17 protein-coding genes and 1 pseudogene are annotated in these 18,716 nt (G+C 75.4%); 12 read left to right on the top strand and 6 right to left on the bottom strand.

The window, feature by feature from the left end:
• The first annotated feature begins 135 nt into the window (after positions 1 to 135).
• From I4I81_RS14965 to I4I81_RS14945, 5 genes are all read left to right on the top strand, one after another.
• Complete coding sequence (locus tag I4I81_RS14965) at positions 136 to 1,086, top strand: AraC-like ligand-binding domain-containing protein (protein ID WP_218603759.1); 951 nt, start codon at positions 136 to 138, stop codon at positions 1,084 to 1,086.
• Between the two features lie 189 nt (positions 1,087 to 1,275).
• Complete coding sequence (gene hemW / locus I4I81_RS14960) at positions 1,276 to 2,418, top strand: radical SAM family heme chaperone HemW (protein WP_226363950.1); 1,143 nt, start codon at positions 1,276 to 1,278, stop codon at positions 2,416 to 2,418.
• 118 nt (positions 2,419 to 2,536) lie between these two features.
• Positions 2,537 to 2,797 (top strand): hypothetical protein, encoded by a 261-nt coding sequence (locus I4I81_RS14955; protein WP_225924592.1) that lies wholly within the window; start codon positions 2,537 to 2,539, stop codon positions 2,795 to 2,797.
• Between the two features lie 52 nt (positions 2,798 to 2,849).
• Positions 2,850 to 3,308: an esterase/lipase family protein gene (locus I4I81_RS14950; protein ID WP_225924591.1), complete on the top strand. Its 459-nt coding sequence runs from the start codon at positions 2,850 to 2,852 to the stop codon at positions 3,306 to 3,308.
• Positions 3,309 to 3,378: 70 nt separating this feature from the next.
• Positions 3,379 to 4,059: a DUF2306 domain-containing protein gene (locus I4I81_RS14945; RefSeq protein WP_226363949.1), complete on the top strand. Its 681-nt coding sequence runs from the start codon at positions 3,379 to 3,381 to the stop codon at positions 4,057 to 4,059.
• Positions 4,060 to 4,064: 5 nt separating this feature from the next.
• On the opposite strand, the gene I4I81_RS14940 is transcribed toward I4I81_RS14945, so the two are convergent.
• The 4 genes and pseudogenes from I4I81_RS14940 to I4I81_RS14925 form a co-directional block, all read right to left on the bottom strand.
• Complete coding sequence (locus I4I81_RS14940) at positions 4,065 to 4,430, bottom strand: hypothetical protein (protein WP_225924590.1); 366 nt, start codon at positions 4,428 to 4,430, stop codon at positions 4,065 to 4,067.
• Positions 4,427 to 4,720, bottom strand: a complete 294-nt coding sequence (locus I4I81_RS14935; protein WP_225924589.1) for a hypothetical protein — start codon at positions 4,718 to 4,720, stop codon at positions 4,427 to 4,429. The genes I4I81_RS14940 and I4I81_RS14935 overlap by 4 nt, the downstream gene beginning before the upstream one ends.
• 91 nt (positions 4,721 to 4,811) lie before the next feature.
• Positions 4,812 to 5,108, bottom strand: a pseudogene (locus I4I81_RS31590) (hypothetical protein); the annotation flags it as partial.
• Between the two features lie 215 nt (positions 5,109 to 5,323).
• The gene (locus I4I81_RS14925) at positions 5,324 to 5,890 is read right to left on the bottom strand and encodes an ASCH domain-containing protein (RefSeq protein ID WP_226363948.1); all 567 of its coding nucleotides are present in this window, start codon (positions 5,888 to 5,890) and stop codon (positions 5,324 to 5,326) included.
• Positions 5,891 to 5,947: 57 nt separating this feature from the next.
• Here I4I81_RS14925 and hrcA point away from each other — a divergent pair, with 57 nt between their 5' ends.
• The 5 genes from hrcA to I4I81_RS14900 all read left to right on the top strand — a co-directional run bounded on the left by hrcA (position 5,948) and on the right by I4I81_RS14900 (position 10,586).
• Positions 5,948 to 6,967 (top strand): heat-inducible transcriptional repressor HrcA, encoded by a 1,020-nt coding sequence (gene hrcA, locus I4I81_RS14920; protein WP_218602717.1) that lies wholly within the window; start codon positions 5,948 to 5,950, stop codon positions 6,965 to 6,967.
• Positions 6,968 to 7,017: 50 nt separating this feature from the next.
• A complete protein-coding gene (gene dnaJ, locus I4I81_RS14915; protein ID WP_218602723.1) occupies positions 7,018 to 8,169 on the top strand; it encodes a molecular chaperone DnaJ in 1,152 nt (383 codons plus the stop codon).
• Positions 8,166 to 8,918: a 16S rRNA (uracil(1498)-N(3))-methyltransferase gene (locus I4I81_RS14910; protein WP_218602718.1), complete on the top strand. Its 753-nt coding sequence runs from the start codon at positions 8,166 to 8,168 to the stop codon at positions 8,916 to 8,918. Before dnaJ ends, I4I81_RS14910 begins: the two co-directional genes overlap by 4 nt.
• A gap of 266 nt (positions 8,919 to 9,184) precedes the next feature.
• Positions 9,185 to 10,033: an alpha/beta hydrolase family protein gene (locus tag I4I81_RS14905; protein WP_226363947.1), complete on the top strand. Its 849-nt coding sequence runs from the start codon at positions 9,185 to 9,187 to the stop codon at positions 10,031 to 10,033.
• A 19-nt stretch (positions 10,034 to 10,052) separates the two neighbouring features.
• On the top strand, positions 10,053 to 10,586 hold the full coding sequence (locus I4I81_RS14900; RefSeq protein ID WP_218602720.1) for an isochorismatase family protein: 534 nt from the start codon (positions 10,053 to 10,055) through the stop codon (positions 10,584 to 10,586).
• A 5-nt stretch (positions 10,587 to 10,591) separates the two neighbouring features.
• On the opposite strand, the gene I4I81_RS14895 is transcribed toward I4I81_RS14900, so the two are convergent.
• Positions 10,592 to 11,866 (bottom strand): M1 family metallopeptidase, encoded by a 1,275-nt coding sequence (locus tag I4I81_RS14895; RefSeq protein WP_226363946.1) that lies wholly within the window; start codon positions 11,864 to 11,866, stop codon positions 10,592 to 10,594.
• On the bottom strand, positions 11,863 to 15,654 hold the full coding sequence (locus I4I81_RS14890) for a Pls/PosA family non-ribosomal peptide synthetase (protein WP_218602721.1): 3,792 nt from the start codon (positions 15,652 to 15,654) through the stop codon (positions 11,863 to 11,865). Before I4I81_RS14890 ends, I4I81_RS14895 begins: the two co-directional genes overlap by 4 nt.
• A 259-nt stretch (positions 15,655 to 15,913) precedes the next feature.
• Here I4I81_RS14890 and I4I81_RS14885 point away from each other — a divergent pair, with 259 nt between their 5' ends.
• A complete protein-coding gene (locus I4I81_RS14885; protein ID WP_218602725.1) occupies positions 15,914 to 16,930 on the top strand; it encodes a PhoH family protein in 1,017 nt (338 codons plus the stop codon).
• 96 nt (positions 16,931 to 17,026) lie between these two features.
• Entirely contained in the window at positions 17,027 to 18,628 is a 1,602-nt protein-coding gene (locus I4I81_RS14880) for an alpha/beta hydrolase (protein ID WP_226363945.1), read from the top strand.
• Positions 18,629 to 18,716 lie beyond the last annotated feature (88 nt).

The raw sequence follows: 18,716 nt of genomic DNA, 5'->3' as shown, positions 1-18,716 counted from the left end.
CCTGCGACGGCCCGGGGACCGCCGTTAGGCCCTGCGTGACGAACGTGTTGTCGCTCAGTGACACATCGTCGCAGGCGTTGACCCCCGTCGGTGCCCGCTCCTACTGTCGACGGACCCCGAACAGTCGAGGCGCACATGGGCTCACCCACCACCGCGGCGACCATCACCGCCGCCACCGACCGCCTGGACGTCTGGCGGGACCTGATCCGCGACAACTTCGTCGCGCTCGACATCCACGCCGACCGGCGCGCCGACTTCGCCGGCTCGGTCCGCTGCGGAGGGCTGGGCCACCTCAAGGTCGCGTCCGTCTCCTCGGGGCCGCAGGGCTGCAGCCGCACCCCCGGGCTGGCCCGGCGCGACGACGACGTCTACCTGCAGGTCGGCCTCATCGCCGCGGGGGCGGCGCGGGTGACGCAGGACGGGCGGGAGGCCACGCTCGCCCCCGGCGACTTCGCCGTCTACGAGACCGACCGGCCCTTCCACTGGGGTCTGCACGGCGAGTGGGAGCTGCTGGTCTTCACCTGGCCGCGGTCCAGCATCACCCTGGAGCAGGGCGCGTCGCAGCAGCTCACCGCCCGTCGGCTGAACGGGGGCACCGGGCTGGGGGCGATCGTCGGGCGGGTGCTGCGCGACCTGGTGGCGGGCCCGCCCGAGCTGAGTCCCGCGGGCGGTGTGCGCCTGGCGTCGGAGGTGGCGGAGCTGGTCGCGACCGTCGCCGGGGAGCAGGTGCGTCCCGCCGAGCCCACCCGTTCCGCCGACGACCTGCTGCGCCGCGTCGACGCCTACATCGTCGAGCACCTCGCCGATCCCGACCTCGGGCCGGCCGGCATCGCGGCCGCGCACTTCGTCTCCACCCGCCACCTGCACCGGCTCTTCGCCCACCGCGGCGGCACGGTGTCGCAGCAGATCCAGCGCATGCGCCTGGAGCGGTGTCGGCGCGACCTGTTCGATCCGCGGTCCGCCTCCCGTTCCATCACCGACGTCTCCCGCCGCTGGGGCTTCGCCGACCTCGCGGCGTTCAGCCGGGCCTTCCGCGCCGCCTACGGCATGTCACCCAGCGACTGGCGGGCCGGACGACCGGCGTGACCCCGGTCGCGTGCGGCTCCCCGACGGGCGCGCGCCGCCCCCCCCCGCGGCCGGGCCGTCGCGTCGCCCGGGTGAGCCGCGTCGTGCCGTGGCAGGAGCCCGACCTGATGGCCCGCGAGCTCGTCGACCGGGTGCGCGGACCGCGGTAGCCGGGCGGCCCGGCCGGGCACGGTGGCACACTCGGGAGTCGTGCCGCCTCCGTTCGGGATCTACGTCCACGTGCCGTTCTGCGCGGCGCGCTGCGGCTACTGCGACTTCAACACCTACACCGCCTCCGAGCTGGACGGCTCCGGTGCGTCCCCGGACGGCTGGCTCGCCGCCGTGCGCCGCGAGCTGGAGGTCGCCGCGGCCACCGTGGGCGAGCGGGCCGTCGACACGGTGTTCGTCGGCGGGGGCACCCCGTCGCTGATCGGGGCGCAGCGGCTCGGGGAGGTGCTGGGCGCGGTCCGGGACACCTTCGGGCTGGCCCCGGGCGCGGAGGTCACGACCGAGTCCAACCCCGAGTCGACGTCGCCGGAGTTCTTCGCGGGGCTCGTCGACGCCGGGTTCACGCGGGTGTCGCTCGGTATGCAGTCCGCGGCGCCGCACGTGCTGCGGGTGCTCGACCGCCGCCACACCCCCGGCCGCGCGGTCGAGGCGGCGAAGGAGGCGCGGGCCGCCGGGCTCGGCCACGTCAACCTCGACCTGATCTACGCCACCCCCGGCGAGACCGACGACGACCTGCGCGCGTCGCTCGACGCCGTCCTCGACGCGGGGGTCGACCACGTCTCGGCGTATGCGCTGATCGTCGAGGACGGCACCGCGCTGGCCCGCCGGGTCGCGCGCGGCGAGCTCCCCGCCCCCGACGACGACGTCGCCGCCACCCGCTACGAGCTGATCGACGACCGGCTCTCGACGGCGGGTCTGGGCTGGTACGAGGTGTCGAACTGGGCGTCCACCACCGACGCGCAGTGCCGGCACAACCTCGGCTACTGGCTCGACGGCGACTGGTGGGGCCTGGGTCCGGGTGCGCACTCGCACCTGGCCGGGTCGCGCTGGTGGAACGTCAAGCACCCGGCCCGGTACGCCACCGCGGTGGCCGAGGGGTCGGCCGAGGCCGGGCGCGAAGAGCTGACGGAGTCCGAGCGGCACACCGAGCGCGTGATGCTGCGCCTGCGCCTGCGCTCCGGCCTGCCCCTGGACCTCCTCGACGCCCCGGGCGCCGCCGCCGCCGCCCGCGCGGAGAGCGACGGCCTGCTCGATCTGGACGGCGGCGTCGCGGTCCTCACCCGCCGCGGCCGGCTGCTGGCCGACGGCGTCGTGCACGCCCTGCTCGCCGCGGCCCCGGTGTGACCCGTACGCGAACGGCCACGACCCCGTACGCGGCCGGCACACTCGGCGGAGGGGTTCGGAACCACCCCCGCGAGGGTGCCGTCCCCGCACGGCGAGTTTGCCGATCCGGTACGGCGGCGTGAGCCCGCGGAGGCGGGTCCTGGTGATCGTGGTGGGGCTGCTCGCCGTGCTGGGGGCGGTGGGGGTCGCGGTCGGCGTGCTGTCCGGGCGGGGGCCCGCGGTCGACCCGGACGCCCGGCCCGCGCAGGACGCCCCCGGGCCGGTGCTGCTCGTGCCCGGCTACGGCGGGAACTCCGCGGCCCTGGGCGCGCTCGCGGAGCGGATCGCCGCCACCGGGCGCGCCGCGGGTCCTGGAGCTCCCGGGCGACGGCACCGGTGACCTGTCGGCGCAGGTCCGCGTCCTCGACGACGCCGTCGACGCCGAGCTGGCCGTGGGTGCGCCGTCCGTCGACGTCGTCGGGTACTCGGCGGGCGGTGTCGTCACGGCTCTGTGGGTCGCGCGCGACGACGGCGCGGCGAAGGCCCGCCGGGTCGTGACGCTGGGCTCGCCGCTCAACGGCACGTCGCTCGCCGGCGCCGCCGCGCTCCCGGACGCCTGCCCGCCCGCGTGCCGCCGGATCGCGCCGGGCAGCGCCGAGTTGGCGGAGCTGGCCGCGGCGGACGTCGGGTCGCACGTGCCGTGGCTGTCGGTGTGGTCGGCCGACGACGAGGTCGTCACCCCGTACGACACGGCCCGCCTCCCCGGCGCGACGAACGTGCTGCTCCAGGACGTGTGCCCGGATGCGGTCGTCGCGCACGGCGACCTGCCGACCGACGCGGGCGTGGCCGGGCTGGTGCTCGGAGCGCTGGGCACCGGCCCGGTCACCGTCGACGGCTGCTCCGGGGCGTAGGGAGGTCCCCACCCCGGGGTGGTGGGTGTGCCGGAGTGTCGCGCCGGTCCGCGATCGCGACGCTGGGCCGGTGTCCACACCAGCGCGTCTCCGGTCCGCCGCCCTGCCCCTCGGCGTGCTGACCGTCGTGTTCCTCGGCTACGCCCTCCCGCCCTATCTGGGCCTCGACCCGGCCCGGGCGCGGCTGCCGCTGCCCGACCTGCCCTGGTTCTACCCGGCTCTCGTGCTGCACATCGCGTGCGGTTCGGTGGCGCTGCTGACCGCCACCGTGCAGGTCTGGCCCCGGCTGCGCCGGACGCACCCGGTCGTGCACCGGACGTCCGGGCGGGTCTACCTCGCCGCGGTGCTGGTGGGCGGCGTGGCGGTGCTGGGCGTCGCACCGTTCGGGCTCTCCGGCGGGCCCACCGCCCAGGTCGCGAACACGATGCTCGGCCTGCTCTGGGTGCTCACCGCGGTCGCCGGCCACCGCGCGGCCCGGCAGCCGCGGTTCGCCGCGCACCGCGAGTGGATGCTGCGCAGCGTCGCGCTGACCTTCTCGATCGTCGCCAACCGGTTCTGGAGCACGGTCTGCGTGCTGGTGTTCGCCCCGTCGGTGACCTCGGGCGGGCCGGTCGACGCGGCCGAGCTGGCGCAGGCCGTCGGGGTGTCGACGTGGCTGAGCTGGGTCGTCAACCTGCTCGTCGTCGAGTGGTGGCTGCAGCGGACCCGTAGCCCCGCTCCCCGTCCGGTGAGGGAGCGCGTCGGCCCGTGACGTCCCTAGCCGGTGATGTCCTTGGTCGCGAAGTTCGCCCACGCCGCCCCGAACGCGACGGCGACGTAGGCCAGTTGCACCGCGGCCCCCTCGCGGACCGCGGACCAGGCGATCGGGTCGCGGTGGAGGTCGATCCACGCCAGCCGGTGCGTGGTGGGCAGGTACCGCTCGATCGCGTCGGCGGCCTCCAGCGGGAGCAGCGCCGCGCTCGTCACCACGACGGCGAGTACGCCCAGCGCCGCCGCGAGCGGGGAGTCGGTGAGGGTGGAGGAGAACAGCCCGACCGCCCCGATCGCGAGCATGCAGAGCAGCACCCAGCACAGCCACACCCGGCGGCGCCGGAACATCAACGACAGCTCGACGCCGATCACAGCGCTCCCACCCGGTCGGTGCCGGGCCCCGTCAGCTCCAGCACCACCTGCTCCAGGCTCCGCCGCTGGGCCGCCAGCTCGGCCACCGCGATCCCGGAGGACACCAGGTGGGCGTTCACGGCGGCCGGGTCGTCGGTGCGCACGGTGAGCACGGCACCGGACCGCCCCACGACGGCGCGACCGAGCACCCCGGCCGCGCGGGCCGGGTCGGGTGTGCGCAGCGTGACCAGGCCGGTGGGGGTGCGCAGCGCGGCGAGGTCCTCGGTGAGCACCAGCCGGCCGGCGTCCATCACCCCGACCCGCGTGCACAGCGCCTCCACCTCGGTCGGCGGAGACCACGGCCGTCGCCCCGGCCGCGACGGCCGCACCGATCAGGACGGCGTCGAGGGCACCGACGGCGGGATGGCCACGGATCAGCCGCATACCGGACCGGAAGCCGTCCTCGTCCACCGTGATCAGGGGCGCGAGGAGGTCGGCGAAGGCCTCGGCCAGGTCGGCGGCGTCGTCGCGATCGCGCCGGTGGGCGCGGACGTGGGCGAACTCCTGCAGTACCTCCGGGGTGGTCGTCGCGGCCAGGACGCCGTCACCCACCGCGTCGTGGAGACGCGCACAGGGTTCGCGGAAACGGTGCTCGGTGCCGACCGAGTAGGCCGGCACCGTGGTGTCGAGCACGATCATCCGCGCCGGCCCCGCAGTTCGTCGGGAGTGCCGACGTCCATCGGCACCGCCGCCCGGATCCGGCGGACCGCCGGACCGGAGCCGACGGCAGGCCCCGGTCGATGGCGTCGCGGACGACGGCGGCGACGGACACCCCGCGGGCCTTCGCGAGCGAGGAGATGCGCTGGTAGCGCTCCTCGTCGAGGAGGATCTGCAGGCGACGGTCCAGCATGCACCTACGTCGGCATGTGTAGGTATGCCCGGCCGCGCGGCGAGAGGCGGTAGCCGACCTCCAGGCTCTCGGTCAGCCCCAGCTCCTTGAGCTTGCGCACGTCGCGCTTGAACGGGAGCGTCTCGCGGCCGAGCCGTTCCGCGAGGTCGGCGGCGCGGACGCCGGGGTGCGCCGCGACGAGGGTGAGGACGCTGTGGGTCCAGGGGGCGGACCGGTCCATCCGCGCCAGCCGGGCGTCGAGGGCGGCGCGGTCGTCGGCGGACAGGTCGCCGGCGGACCGCAGCGCGACGCGCGGGTCCTCCCCGCCGGGCCGCAGCACGACGCGGAACAGGGTGCCCTCGCGCCGCGCGTTCTCCTTCTGCAGCGCCTCCAGGGACGCGAACCCGGCGCGCCGGGCGTCGTCGGGCGTGAGATCCGCCTCGTCCACCTCGTCGACGGCGAGCACCTCGACCAGTCCGACGGCCGTGCGCAGCCGCGTCCCGGGGCGTACGCGGGCGTGTGACCAGCGGCGGAAGGCGACGGTGACGGTGCCGGCCACGATCGCGTCGAGGACCGGTCGACGAATCAGCACGGGGCCCATCCCACATCTAGACTGCGGCGGACGCCAGCGCTCCAGGGGAGGTGCCGCATGAACGCCGACGAGCGGCGGTTCGCCGTGCTCCGCGCCATCGTGGCCGACTACGTCGCCACGCAGGAGCCGGTCGGCTCCAGGATGATCGTGGAGCGGCACAACCTCGGCGTCTCCAGCGCCACGGTGCGCAACGACATGGCCGTGCTGGAGGAGGACGGGCTGATCGCGCAGCCCCACACCAGCGCGGGCCGCGTGCCCACCGACAAGGGCTACCGGCTCTTCGTCGACCAGTTGACGCAGGTCAAGCCGCTGAGTGCGGCCGAACGCCGGGCCGTCACCGCGTTCCTCGACGGCGCCGTCGACCTCGACGACGTGATGCGGCGCAGTGTGCGGCTGCTCGCACAGCTCACCCGTCAGGTCGCCGTCGTGCAGTACCCGACGCTGACGCGCTCGACCGTCCGGCACTGCGAGGTCGTCGCGCTCACCCCGGCCCGCCTGATGCTGGTGCTGATCACCGACTCGGGTCGCGTCGATCAGCGGGTCGTCGACCTGGGCCAGGTCCTCACCGACGACGACGTGGCCCGGATCCGGACGCTGCTCGCCGGGTCCCTGACCGGGCGGCCGCTCGCGGCGGCCTCCGTCGCCGTCGCCGACCTGCCCGGCACCGCACCCGCCGACCTGCGCGACGTCGTCACGACGATCGCGACGGTGCTCATCGAGACGCTCGTCGAGCACCCCGAGGAGCGGCTGGTCCTCGGCGGCACCGGCAACCTCACCCGCAACGTCGCCGACTTCCCCGGCTCCCTGCGCACCGTGCTGGAGGCGCTGGAGGAGCAGGTCGTCGTGCTCAAGCTGCTCGCCGCGGCGCAGGACCCGGGCACGGTCACGGTCCGGATCGGCGAGGAGAACGAGGCCGAGGAGATGCGCGACACGTCCGTGCTGTCGATCGGCTACGGGACGGGCACCGTACTGGGCGGAATGGGCGTGGTCGGACCCACCCGGATGGACTACCCCGGCAGTATCGCGGCGGTGCATGCCGTCGCCCGCTACGTGGGTGAGATCCTGGCGGGGCGTTAGAAGCGCTTTTCACGGAGTACCGATCGAGAAGGACCATGGGGAACACGCACGTGGCACGGGACTACTACGGGATTCTGGGTGTCTCGAGCGACGCCGGAGCCGACGAACTCAAGCGCGCCTACCGCAAGCTGGCCCGCGAGCTGCACCCGGACGTCAACCCCGACCCGGGGGCGCAGGAGCGCTTCGCGGAGGTCGGGGCGGCGTACGAGGTGCTGTCCGACCCCGAGAAGCGGCGCATCGTCGACCTCGGCGGTGACCCCCTGGGCAACGGCGGGGGCGCGGGCGGGCAGGCCGGCGACTTCGGGGCGTTCGGCTTCGGCGACATCATGGACGCCTTCTTCGGAGGGCAGGGCGGTGGACGGGGCCGCGGGCCGCGCAGCCGCGTGCAGCCCGGCGCCGACGCGCTCATCCGGATGCAGCTCACGCTGGAGGAGTGCGCGGTCGGCGTCACGCGCGACCTCGCCGTCGAGACGGCCCTGCTGTGCACCGAGTGCACCGGGTCCGGTTGCGCACCGGGCAGCTCGCCCACCCGCTGTGACATCTGCGCGGGCCGCGGTGAGGTGCAGAGCGTGCAGCGCTCGTTCCTCGGCCAGGTCGTCACGTCGCGGGTGTGCCCCAACTGCCGCGGCTTCGGCGAGGTCATCCCCGACCCGTGCCACCAGTGCGGCGGCGACGGCCGGGTGCGCTCGCGCCGCACGGTCGGCGTCCGCATCCCGGCCGGTGTGGCCGACGGGATGCGGGTGCGGCTGGCCGGGCAGGGCGAGGTCGGCTCGGGCGGCGGGCCCGCGGGAGACCTGTACGTGGAGGTCGACGAGGAGCCGCACGAGCTGTTCACCCGCGACGGCGCCGACCTGCACTGCACCGTGAAGCTCCCGATGACGGCGGCCGCCCTCGGCACCGCGTTGCCGCTGCCCACGCTCGACGGCACCCACGAGATCACCATCGAGGCCGGCACGCAGACCGGGGCCGTGCGCACGCTGCGCGGCAAGGGGATGCCGCGGCTGCGGTCCACGGGCCGCGTCGACGGGCACGGCGACCTGATGGTGCACGTCGACGTCGTGGTGCCGACGAACCTCACCAAGGAGCAGAGCGAGCTGCTGCGCCAGCTCGCCGCGCTGCGCGGCGAGGAGCAGCCCGGGGTCGGCTCGGGCCGCAACGGCCACGGTCTGTTCGGGCGGTTGCGCGACTCGTTCGGCCGGTGACCACCGCCCCGCTCTTCCTGATCGACGCCCTGCCGGCGGAGGGGATCGCCGTGCTCGACGGCGCCGAGGGGCGCCACGCCGCGACGGTCAGGCGGATCCGGGTCGGGGAGGTCGTGCAGCTCGCCGACGGCGTCGGCGGGCTGGCCCGGGGCGTCGTCGACGGGGTGGGACGCGACCGCGTCGACGTGCGGATCACCGGGCGCCGGGCGTTCCCCGCCCCCGCGCCGCGGGTGCTGCTCGCGCAGGCGCTGGTCAAGGGCGACCGCGGTGAGCTGGCCGTCGAGCTGGCCACCGAGTCCGGCGTCGACGGGGTGCTGCCGTGGCGCGCGGCCCGCTGTGTCGCCCGCTGGGAGGACGGCCCGCGCGGCGACAAGGCGCTCGCCCGCTGGCGCAGCACCGCCCGCGAGGCGGCGAAGCAGGCCCGGCGGCCGTGGCTGCCCGTCGTCGAGGACCCGGTCGCGACGCCCGCGCTGGTGCGCCGCGTCGCGGACGTCGCTCTCACGCTGGTGCTGCACGAGGCGGCGAACGATCCGCTGTCCGCGGTCGAACTTCCGGCCGACGGCGACCTGCTGCTCGTCGTCGGCCCCGAGGGCGGGATCACCGACGACGAGCTGGGCGCGCTCGTCGCGGCGGGCGCGCGGCCCGTGCGGCTGGGGCCCGAGGTGCTGCGGGCCTCGACGGCCGCCGCCGTGGCGCTGGGGGCGCTCGGCGTTCTCACCGGTCGCTGGGATCCTCTCCATACGGGCTGATCCGGACGGCTGGACACGCCGACGCCACGCCCGTCATCCGGGCCGGGGCTGGGGCGCGCCGGGGTGGGCGGCTATCGTCGGCGCGGCCGGTCGCCCCGTGCGCCCGGCCAGCAGACGCGGGTGTTCGCACCCGTGGGCCGCCGGAGGGTCCCCCCCACCCGGCGGAGTCGCGCCGCGGTGGGTGTCCCCCCACGTCCACCGCGGCGCGACGACCGGGCCCGAACCTCGGGTCCGCCACCGGCGAACGCCCTGCCATGATCGGATCCGTGCCCCGCCGTCGCCTGCTCTCCGGCCTCGCCCTGCTGCTGCCCGCGCTGGCCGCCTGCTCGACCGCGCCGGTGCCGGCGGAGGGGACCGGTGGCCCGGCGCGACTGGACTACGGCCCCGACCCCAGCCAGTTCGGCGAGCTGACGCTGCCCGCCGGGGACGGTCCGGTCCCGGTCGTGATGGTCGTGCACGGCGGGTTCTGGCGGAGCTCGTACGGCCTGGAGCTGGGCCGTCCGCTCGCCGTCGACCTGGCGAACCACGGCGTCGCGGCCTGGAACGTCGAGTACCGCCGCGTCGGGAACGGGGGCGGTTGGACGGCGACCTTCGACGACGTGGCGGCCGCACTGGACCGGCTGGCGGACGCGGACCCGCGGCTGGACCTGGACCGGGTCGTCGCCGTCGGGCACTCCGCGGGCGGGCACCTCGTCGCGTGGCTGGCGTCGCGGCCCGGCCTGCCCGCGGGTGCGCCCGGGGCCGGAGCGGGTGGTGGACGCACGGTGCGGCTGCGCGGGGCCGTCAGCCAGGCGGGGGTGCTCGACCTGGTCGACGCGGTGGAGGAGGGCGTCGGCGGGGCGGCCGTGACCGACCTGATGGGGGGCACGCCCGGGGAGTTCCCCGACCGGTACGCCGTCGGGTCGCCGGTCGCGCGGGTGCCGATCGGTGTGCCGGTGGTGTGCGTGCACGGCACCGCCGACGGCAACGTGCCGATCCGGCAGAGCGAGCGGTTCACCGCCGCGTCCGGCGACGAGCTGCTCACGCTGCCCGGCGTCGACCACTTCGCCGTCATCGACCCCTCGACCGACGCCTGGCGCGCCTGCCGCGACGCGGCCGTCCGGTTGGCGGGCTGACTCCCGCTACGGTGGGGCGGTGCTGCTCTCCTCCGACGCGTCGGCGCTGTTGCTGGTGGACCTCCAGGAGCGGCTGATGCCCGCGATCCACGACGGGCCCGCCGTCGTCGCCAACGCCCGCAGGCTGGCGGAGGGCGCCGGGCTGCTCGACGTCCCGGTCTGTGCGACCGAGCAGAACCCGGCGGGGCTCGGGTCGACGGTGCCCGATCTCGCCGGGTTCCCGCAGCTCGTGATGCCGAAGACCTCGTTCGGGGCCGTCGCGGAGACGGGGTTCGCCACGCTGCTGCCGCCCGGGACGGAGGAGATCGTCGTCGCGGGGTGCGAGGCGCACGTGTGCGTGCTGCAGACCGTGCTCGGCCTGCTCGCCCAGCGCCACCGGGTGCTGCTGGTGGCCGACGCGATCGGCTCGCGCAACCCCGTCAACCGCGATCTCGCGATCGACCGGATGCGGCGGCACGGGGCCGAGGTCGTGAGCACCGAGATGGTGCTGTTCGAGTGGCTGCGCGACTCGACCCACCCGCGGTTCCGCGAGGTGCAGAAGCTCATCCGCTGAGCCGCTCAGCGGGGGAGCGGGGGCAGCGCGGGGCGGTGCAGCCAGGCCGTGAACAGGTCGGTGAGGTCGGCGCCGGCGTGCTCGGCGGCCAGGGCCGTGAACTGTCCGGTGGTCACCGAGCCGTGCCGGTGCCGGATCGCCCAGTCCCGGACCAGTGCGAAGAAGGCGGTGTCGCCGACGCGCAGGCGCAGGGCGTGCAGGGTGAGGGCGCCGCGCTTGTAGACGCGCTGGTCGAACAAGTTGTCCAGGCCCGGGTCGGCGAGCACGAACGCGCCGCGCAGGGGGGCGATCGTCGCGTGCCACTGCGTGGCGTGCGCGGCGACGCTGCGCCCGCCCGACGCCTCGGACCACAGCCACTCCGCGTAGGTCGCGAACCCCTCGTTGAGCCAGATGTGCGACCAGTCGGCGACCGTCAGGCTGTTGCCGAACCACTGGTGCGCGAGCTCGTGGAGCACCAGCCGCTCGTGGGTGCGCCTGCCGTCGACGTGGTTGGCGCCGAAGACCGACATGCCCTGCGCCTCGATCGGCACGTCGAGGTCGTCGTCGGCGACGACCACCTGGTGGTCGGCGAACGGGTACGGGCCGAAGAAGCCGGTCAGCGTCGTCATCATCGCGGCGTGCCGGCCCAGGTCACGGGTGGCGGTGCGGCGCAGCCGGGGCGGGACGAACGCCGTCTGTCCCGGCCCGAGCGGCAGTTCCTCGTAGCGGCCGATCTGCACGCCGACGAGGTAGGTCGCGGTCGGCTCGGGGCGCTCGAACACCCAGGTCCGGGTGCCGGCGGAGCGGCGCCGCGCCGTCAGGACGCCGGTGGCGCGCACGGTGTAGGGAGCCTCCGCGGTGACCGCGATCCGGTAGGCCGCCTTGTCGGAGACGCGGTCGTTGCACGGGAACCACGACGGCGCCCCGACGGGCTGGCTCGCGACGAGTGCGCCGTCGGTCAGCTCGTCCCAGCCGATGTCGCCCCAGCGCCCGCGGACCGGGTGGGGGTTGCCGCCGTAGCGGACCTCGACGACGAACCCGCCGCGCACGGGCTTCGCCGGGATGACGCGCAGCTTCCCGGCGCGGTGGGTGAAGCGGGCGCTGCGGCCGTCGACGGTCACCCTCCGCACGGACAGACCGGCCAGGTCGAGGGCGATGCGGCCGAGTGTCGCGGCGGCGGTGGCGGAGAGCACGGCCCGACCGGCCAGCCGGTTGGACCCCACCCGGTAGTCGATCTCCAGGTCGTAGTGGGTGACGCGGAAGTCCGTCGAACCGCTGCCGGGGAGGTAGGGGTCGCTCACCAGGACCGGATCGGGTTGCCCCGCCAGCGCGTGCCGGCCGGCACCGAGTCGCCGCGGGTGACCAGTGAGCCGGGGCCCACCGTCGTGCCCACGCCGATCCCCGCGCCGGGCAGCACGATGCCGTGCGGGCCGAGCGTGGCGCCGTCGTCGAGGTGGACCGGGGACATGCTCATGATCCGATCATGGAACAGGTGGGTCTGCACGACGCACCCGCGGTTGACCGTCGCACCGTCCCCGATCGAGACGAGATCGGACTCCGGCAGCCAGTAGGTCTCCAGCCACGCCCCACGCCCGATCGACGCACCCATCGTCCGCAGCCACGCCCCGAGCAGCGGCGTGCCGGTGGCCGGCCCGACCAGCCACGGCACGGCGAGGACCTCGACGAAGGTGTCGGCGAGCTCGTCGCGCCACACGAACGCGCTCCACAGCGGGTGCTCCACCGCGCGGAACCGCCCGACGAGCACCCACTTGGCGAGCGTCGCGATACCGGCGGCGAACAGGCCTGCGACCAGCAGGAACGGCCCGGCCAGCAGCGTGGCGACGAGCGGCCCGGCGGCGGTCCACACCGCGAGGACCGCGCCGAGGACGAGCACGGCGAGGGTCACGGACACCATCACCGGCACCACCCGGCACACCTCGACGAGCGCACGGGCGACGCGCAGCCGCCGCGGCGGATGGAACGTGCGGCCGGTGTCGGCGTCGGACGCGTTGCGCTGCAGGGGCATCGGCGGCAGCCCGAGCCACGACGAGCCCTTCTTCGCCTTGCGCGGGGTGGACGACAGCACGCCGACCAGCCCGCGGTTCGGCACCGAGCGTCCCGGGGCCGTCATCCCCGAGTTGCCGAGGAACGCCTGCTTGCCGATCCGGCTGGGTGCGACGTGCAGCCGGCCGCCGCTCAGCTCGTAGGTGCCGACCATCGTGTCGTCGGCGAGGAACGCGCCGTCGCCGATCGTGGTCATCCGCGGCTGGGCGATCACCGTGGAGATCTCGACGTCGCGTCCGACGGTGGCACCGAGCGCGCGCAGCCACAGCGGCGTCAGCGAGCTCGCGTAGAGCGGGAACAGGCCCGAGCGGGCCATGCCCATCAGCCGCTCCGTCGTCCAGACCTGCCAGCCGACGCGCCCGTGCACCGGGTGGTAGCCCTCGACGGTGCCGAGCCCGAGCAGCCGCACCGCGACCAGCACGAGCAGCGCGTACGCCAGCAGGTAGGCCAGCGTTGCGGCCGGCACGACCAGCAGTGAGCCCGTCGCGACGAGCAGGGCGAGACCCGGGAGCGCCGCCACCGCGGGCAGCAGGCCCAGCACCGCGGACGTGGCGCCGTAGACGCCGACCCAGAACCGCGAGCGCGGCGCCGCGTCGACCGGCCAGTCGAGGCGCGAGCGGCCGGTGCGCGCGGCGGGGGAGCCCGCCCAGCGCTGGCCGGCGGGCACCGCTCCCTCCACCGTCGACCCGGCGACGACCTCGGCGCCCTTCCCGATCCGGGTGCCCGGCAGCAGCGTGCTGCGCGAGCCGACGCGGGCGCCCGCGCCGATCCGGATGCGTCCCACGTGCACGAGGTCGCCGTCGACCCAGTGCCCGGCGAGATCGACCTCGGGCTCCACCGACGCGCCGCGGCCCAGCTTGAGCATCCCGGTGACGGGCGGCGGGGCGTGCAGGTGCACGTCGGCGCCGACCCTCGCCCCGAGCAGTCGCGCGTACCGCAGCGTCCAGGACGCGCCCGCGACGCCGGTGGCGCCGGAGCGCTCGGCGAGCCGTTCGGCCGCCCAGATCCGCAGGTGCACCGAGCCGCCACGCGGGAACGTGCCCGGCCGGACGCCGCGCAGCAGCAGCCGCGCCCCGCCCGCGGCGATGCCGATGCGGCCGGGCGGGGAGAACAGCACCAGCCAGGCGAGCGCGAGCGTCCACCAGGGGACGGACACGCCCAGATCCGATCCCGCCAGCCCGGCGACGGTGGACACCGCCGCGGCGACCGCGGTCCAGCGCAGCCCGACGAGTGCGAGCACCGGCACCATGAGCAGGGCCTGGACGACCCCGGCCCGCCGGGGGACCGGTGCGACCTCGCGCTCGGTCGCCGCTCCGCCGCGCAGGGCGTCGACGTGCGCGGCGAGGTCACGCAGGCGCGGGTGCCGGTACAGGTCGTCGACGGCGACCTGCGGGTGCCGCGTCCGGATCAGCGCGACGAGTTGGGCCGCGGTGAGGCTGCCGCCGCCGTGGCCGAAGAAGTCGGCCGACGGGTCGGACACGCCCGCCCCGAGGATCTCCTCCCAGCCCCGTGCGAGCCACGCCTCGGTCGGTGTCAGGGTCCCGGCGGGGCCGGTGGCCAGCGGCCAGGGCAGCGCGTCGCGGTCGACCTTGCCGGACGTGCGGGTCGGCAGGTCGTCGACGACGGCGAGCAGGGGGACGAGCGCGGCGGGGAGCCGCTCACGCAGGGCGGCGACCGCGGCGTCGTGGTCCAACTCGCCCGCGGCCACGTACCCGACGAGGACCTGGTTGCCCGCCTTCGTGCGCTTCACCGCCGCGGCGGCCCCGCGGACCCCGGGCAGCGCGGCGAGTGCCGCGTCGACCTCGCCCAGCTCGATGCGGCGCCCGCCCAGCTTGACCTGCTCGTCGGCCCGGCCGAGGAACAGCAGCCCCTCGGGCTCGGCGCGCACGACGTCGCCGCTGCGGTAGGCGCGGTCCCAGCCCAGCACCGGGGCGGGCGCGAACTTCTCGGCGTCCTTGGTCGCGTCGAGGTAGCGGGCCAGGCCGACGCCGCCGATCACCAGCTCACCGGTGCCGCCCATCGGCACGGGCTCGCCCGCGGCGTCGACGACGGCGAGCTCCCACCCGTCGAGCGGCAGGCCGATCCGGACCGGGCCCTCGCCCGTCAGCGGGGCGGCGCAGGCGACGACGGTGGCCTCGGTGGGGCCGTAGGTGTTCCAGACCTCGCGGCCCTCCACGGCGACGCGCGCGGCCAGCTCGGGCGGGCACGCCTCGCCGCCGAAGATCAGCAGCCGGACCTCCTCCAGCGCGTCGGCGGGCCACAGCGCGGCCAGCGTCGGGACGGTGGAGACGACGGTGATCCGCTTCTCGCGCAGCCACGGCCCGAGGTCGACGCCGGTGCGCACCAGCGCCCGGGGCGCGGGCACCAGGCAGGCGCCGTGCCGCCAGGCCAGCCACATCTCCTCGCACGAGGCGTCGAAGGCGACCGACAGCCCGGCGAGGACGCGGTCGCCGGGGCCGACCGGTTCGTCCTGGACGAACAGCCGCGCCTCGGCGTCGACGAACGCCGCCGCGGCCCGGTGGCTCACCGCGACGCCCTTGGGCGTGCCGGTGGAGCCGGAGGTGAAGATGATCCACGCGTCGTCGGCGGCGCCGGGACGGCCGGGACGCCCGACCGGGGTGCCGACCGGCCCGAGGCCGTCGTCGGTGAGGACGGCGCACACCGCGGCCTCGCCGAACACCAGGTCGGCGCGCTCCTGCGGGTCGTCCGCGTCGACCGGGACGTAGGCGGCGCCCGCCGCGAGCACCGCGAGGATCGCGACGTAGAGGTCGGCGGTGCCCGAGGAGATGCGGACGCCGACGCGGTCGCCCACGCCGATCCCGGCCGCGGCCAGTCGCCCGCGCAGGGCGTCGACCTCGTGGGCCAGGCCGCGGTAGGTCAGCAGCGTCCCGGCGGCGTCGACGGCCGGCTCGTGCGGGTGCCGGGCCGCGGTGGCGGCGAGCACGTCGAGCAGCGTGCGGGGTGGAGGCGTCGGGCCGGCGGTGAAGCGGGCAGGGCTGAGCGTGGGGGCGAGCGCGATCGTCACGGGGCCTTCCGGTGCATCGTGCTGCGGGGCAGGCGGCGGTGGCACGCGGTGCGCAGCGGTTCGTCGCCGGTCACGTTAACGAGGGATGACACCGCAGGTAACAGGACGTGCGGGAGTTCACGCCCGCCAAACACCGGGCGCTCGACGTGGTGATGGCGGTAGCATCGGGCCGTCAGATCGAGCTCGCCAGAAGCCTCGACAGAAGCAGAGAGCAGGGCCCTTGACCGAACCGGATGCGGTCCCGTCCGTCCAGTCCCGCATGGCCGTCCCGGACGCCGCTCTGCTCGCCCTGCTGGGCCGTCGCGACGAGAGCCTGCGCGCGGCGGAGGAGCTCCTCGACGCCGACGTCCACGTGCGCGGCAACGAGCTCACCCTCTCCGGCGCCCCGGCCGACGTCGCGTTCGCCGAGCGCGTGTTCGCCGAGCTGATCACCCTGGCCGAGCGCGGCCAGCAGGTCGCCCCCGATGCCGTGCGCCGCACCGTCGAGATGCTCGACAGCGGTGCCGAGACGCTGGGCGAGTCGCCCGCCGAGGTGCTCTCGCTCGACATCCTGTCCCGGCGCGGCAAGACCATCCGCCCCAAGACGCTCAACCAGAAGCGCTACGTCGACGCGATCGACTCGCACACGATCGTCTTCGGCATCGGCCCCGCGGGTACGGGCAAGACCTACCTCGCGATGGCCAAGGCCGTGCAGGCGCTGCAGCTCAAGACCGTCAACCGCATCATCCTGACGCGCCCGGCCGTCGAGGCGGGGGAGCGGCTGGGGTACCTGCCCGGCACGCTGTTCGAGAAGATCGACCCGTACCTGCGCCCGCTCTACGACGCGCTGCACGACATGATCGACCCGGAGTCGATCCCCAAGCTGATGGCCGCCGGCACGATCGAGGTCGCGCCGCTCGCGTACATGCGCGGCCGCACGCTCAACGACGCGTTCATCATCCTCGACGAGGCGCAGAACACCACACCCGAACAGATGAAGATGTTCCTGACGCGCCTGGGCTTCGGCTCGAAGATCGTGGTCACCGGCGACGTCACGCAGGTCGACCTGCCCGGCGGCGGCACCCGTTCCGGCCTGCACGTGGTGCGGGAGATCCTCGACGGCGTCGACGACGTGCACTTCTCGGCGCTGTCGAGCCAGGACGTCGTGCGGCACCGGCTGGTGGCCGACATCGTCGACGCCTACTCCCGCTGGGACGCCGAGACGGCCCGTCCGGACCTGCGCTCCGCGGCGCCGCGCAACGGCCCGACCCAGGACCGGCGGGCCCGGCGCCGCTGACCCGACTCCGTCGGTCGCGGCCCCGCCCGAGGATCAAGCCGATCGGGCGTGGCGTGTTCCGTGGTGGCGCGTCCGTGCGGGCGTCAGGATGGCCGGGTGACGTTCTTCCGCCGTGCCGTGCCCGCCGTCGCGATGGCGGGGGCGCTGATGGTCCCCGCGGCCCTGCCCGCCGCGGCGGCGGAGCCGGGGGTGACCGCGCCGGTGATCGTGTCGCCGTCGGTGCCCGCGCTCAACCCGTTCTTCGAGCAGGAGCTCGCGTGGGGGCCGTGCGCGGAGTTCGCGCGGACCGACACCGACCGCGAGGCGTACGCGAACCCGCAGTACGACTGCGCCCACCTCGAGGTCCCGCTCGACTACGGCAACCCCGGCCTGGCCACCGCCCGCATCGCGCTGCTGCGGCAGAAGGCGCTCGACCCGGCGGCCCGGATCGGGTCGCTGTTCGTCGACCCGGGCGGGCCCGGTGGGTCCGGGGTGAGCTTCCTGCCCGCGCTCGCCGGGCTGATCGGCGACGGCGAGGTGGCGCGGAGGTTCGACCTCATCGGCTTCGACCCGCGCGGGGTCGGCGTGAGCGAGCCGTCGATCGACTGCTCCACCACCGAGGAGGTCGACGCCGAGCGCGCCGACCTCGACCTCGACACCACGCCGGAGGGCGTCGCGCAGACGGAGAAGGAGTTCCAGGAGTTCGCCGACCGCTGCGCCGAGCGGGTGGGGACCGACGTGCTGGGCAACGTCGGCACCCGGGACGTCGCCCGGGATCTGCAGATCGCGCACGAGGTCGTCGGTGACGACCTGCTGACCTACGTCGGCTACTCCTACGGCACGTCGATCGGCGCGGAGTTCGCCGAGCAGTTCCCGGCGGAGGTCCGGGCGCTCGTGCTCGACGGTGCGGTCGACCCGTCGCTCGGGCCGGTGGAGTCGCGCACCACCCAGTCGCGCGGGTTCCAGCGGGCGTTCGACAACTTCGCCGCCTACTGCGTCGCGCAGGCCGGCTGCCCGCTGGGCACCGACGTCGCCGGGGCGTCGGCGACGGTCCAGGAACTGCTGAAGCCCCTGATCGACGCCCCCGTCCCGACGTCGGACGTCGCGCGCACGCTCGGCTACACCGACGCGATCACCGGGCTCATCCAGGCGCTCTACGCCGAGTCGCTGTGGCCGCCGCTGCTCGACGGGCTGCGGCAGGTCGCGAGCGGCGACGGCACCAACCTGCTGATCCTCGCCGACATCTACTACGACCGGGCCCCGGACGGCTCCTACGGCAACCTGTTGGAGGCGTTCCCGGTGATCAGCTGCATGGACGGCGACCGGCTCACCGACCGGGCCGTCGCACGCGAGATCAACGACACCAACCTGGAGCTCGCCCCGTTCCTCGACGCCGGGTTCGGCTCGTCGGACGTGCTGGAGCTGTGCTCGTTCTGGCCGGTGCCCCCGACCGGTGAGGCGGGGCCGGTGGAGGCGCCGGGACTGCCGACGGTGCTGGTGGCGTCCTCGACCGGTGACCCCGCGACGCCCTACGAGGACGGAGTCTCGCTCGCCGGGCAGCTCGCGGCCCGGCTGCTGACGGTGGAGAACGACAGCCACACCGTCGTGCTGCAGGGCGTGAACGCGTGCGCCGACGAGGCGACGACCCGCTACCTGGTGGACCTGACCCTGCCGCCTGCCGACCTGACCTGCGCCCGGGAGGCTCCGCCCGCGCCCTGACCCGCCGATCCCGGCCCTACGCGTACCCCGGTACCGCCGCGCGCACCTTCGAGGGTGCGCGCCCGGGGTGAGGGTGCGCGTGGCGGAC

The organism is Pseudonocardia abyssalis, assembly GCF_019263705.2.
GTDB classification, from domain to species: domain Bacteria; phylum Actinomycetota; class Actinomycetes; order Mycobacteriales; family Pseudonocardiaceae; genus Pseudonocardia; species Pseudonocardia abyssalis.
Note: the sequence above shows the minus strand (reverse complement) of the source record. Positions and strands in the feature narration are given on the sequence as shown.

Coding starts and splice junctions, on each gene's coding strand:
- I4I81_RS14885 (WP_218602725.1), top strand. CDS start 15,914: ATGGCCGTCCCGGACGCCGCTCTGCTCGCCCTGCTGGGCCGTCGCGAC.
- I4I81_RS14935 (WP_225924589.1), bottom strand. CDS start 4,720: ATGGACGCCGGCCGGCTGGTGCTCACCGAGGACCTCGCCGCGCTGCGC.
- hrcA (WP_218602717.1), top strand. CDS start 5,948: ATGAACGCCGACGAGCGGCGGTTCGCCGTGCTCCGCGCCATCGTGGCC.
- I4I81_RS14965 (WP_218603759.1), top strand. CDS start 136: ATGGGCTCACCCACCACCGCGGCGACCATCACCGCCGCCACCGACCGC.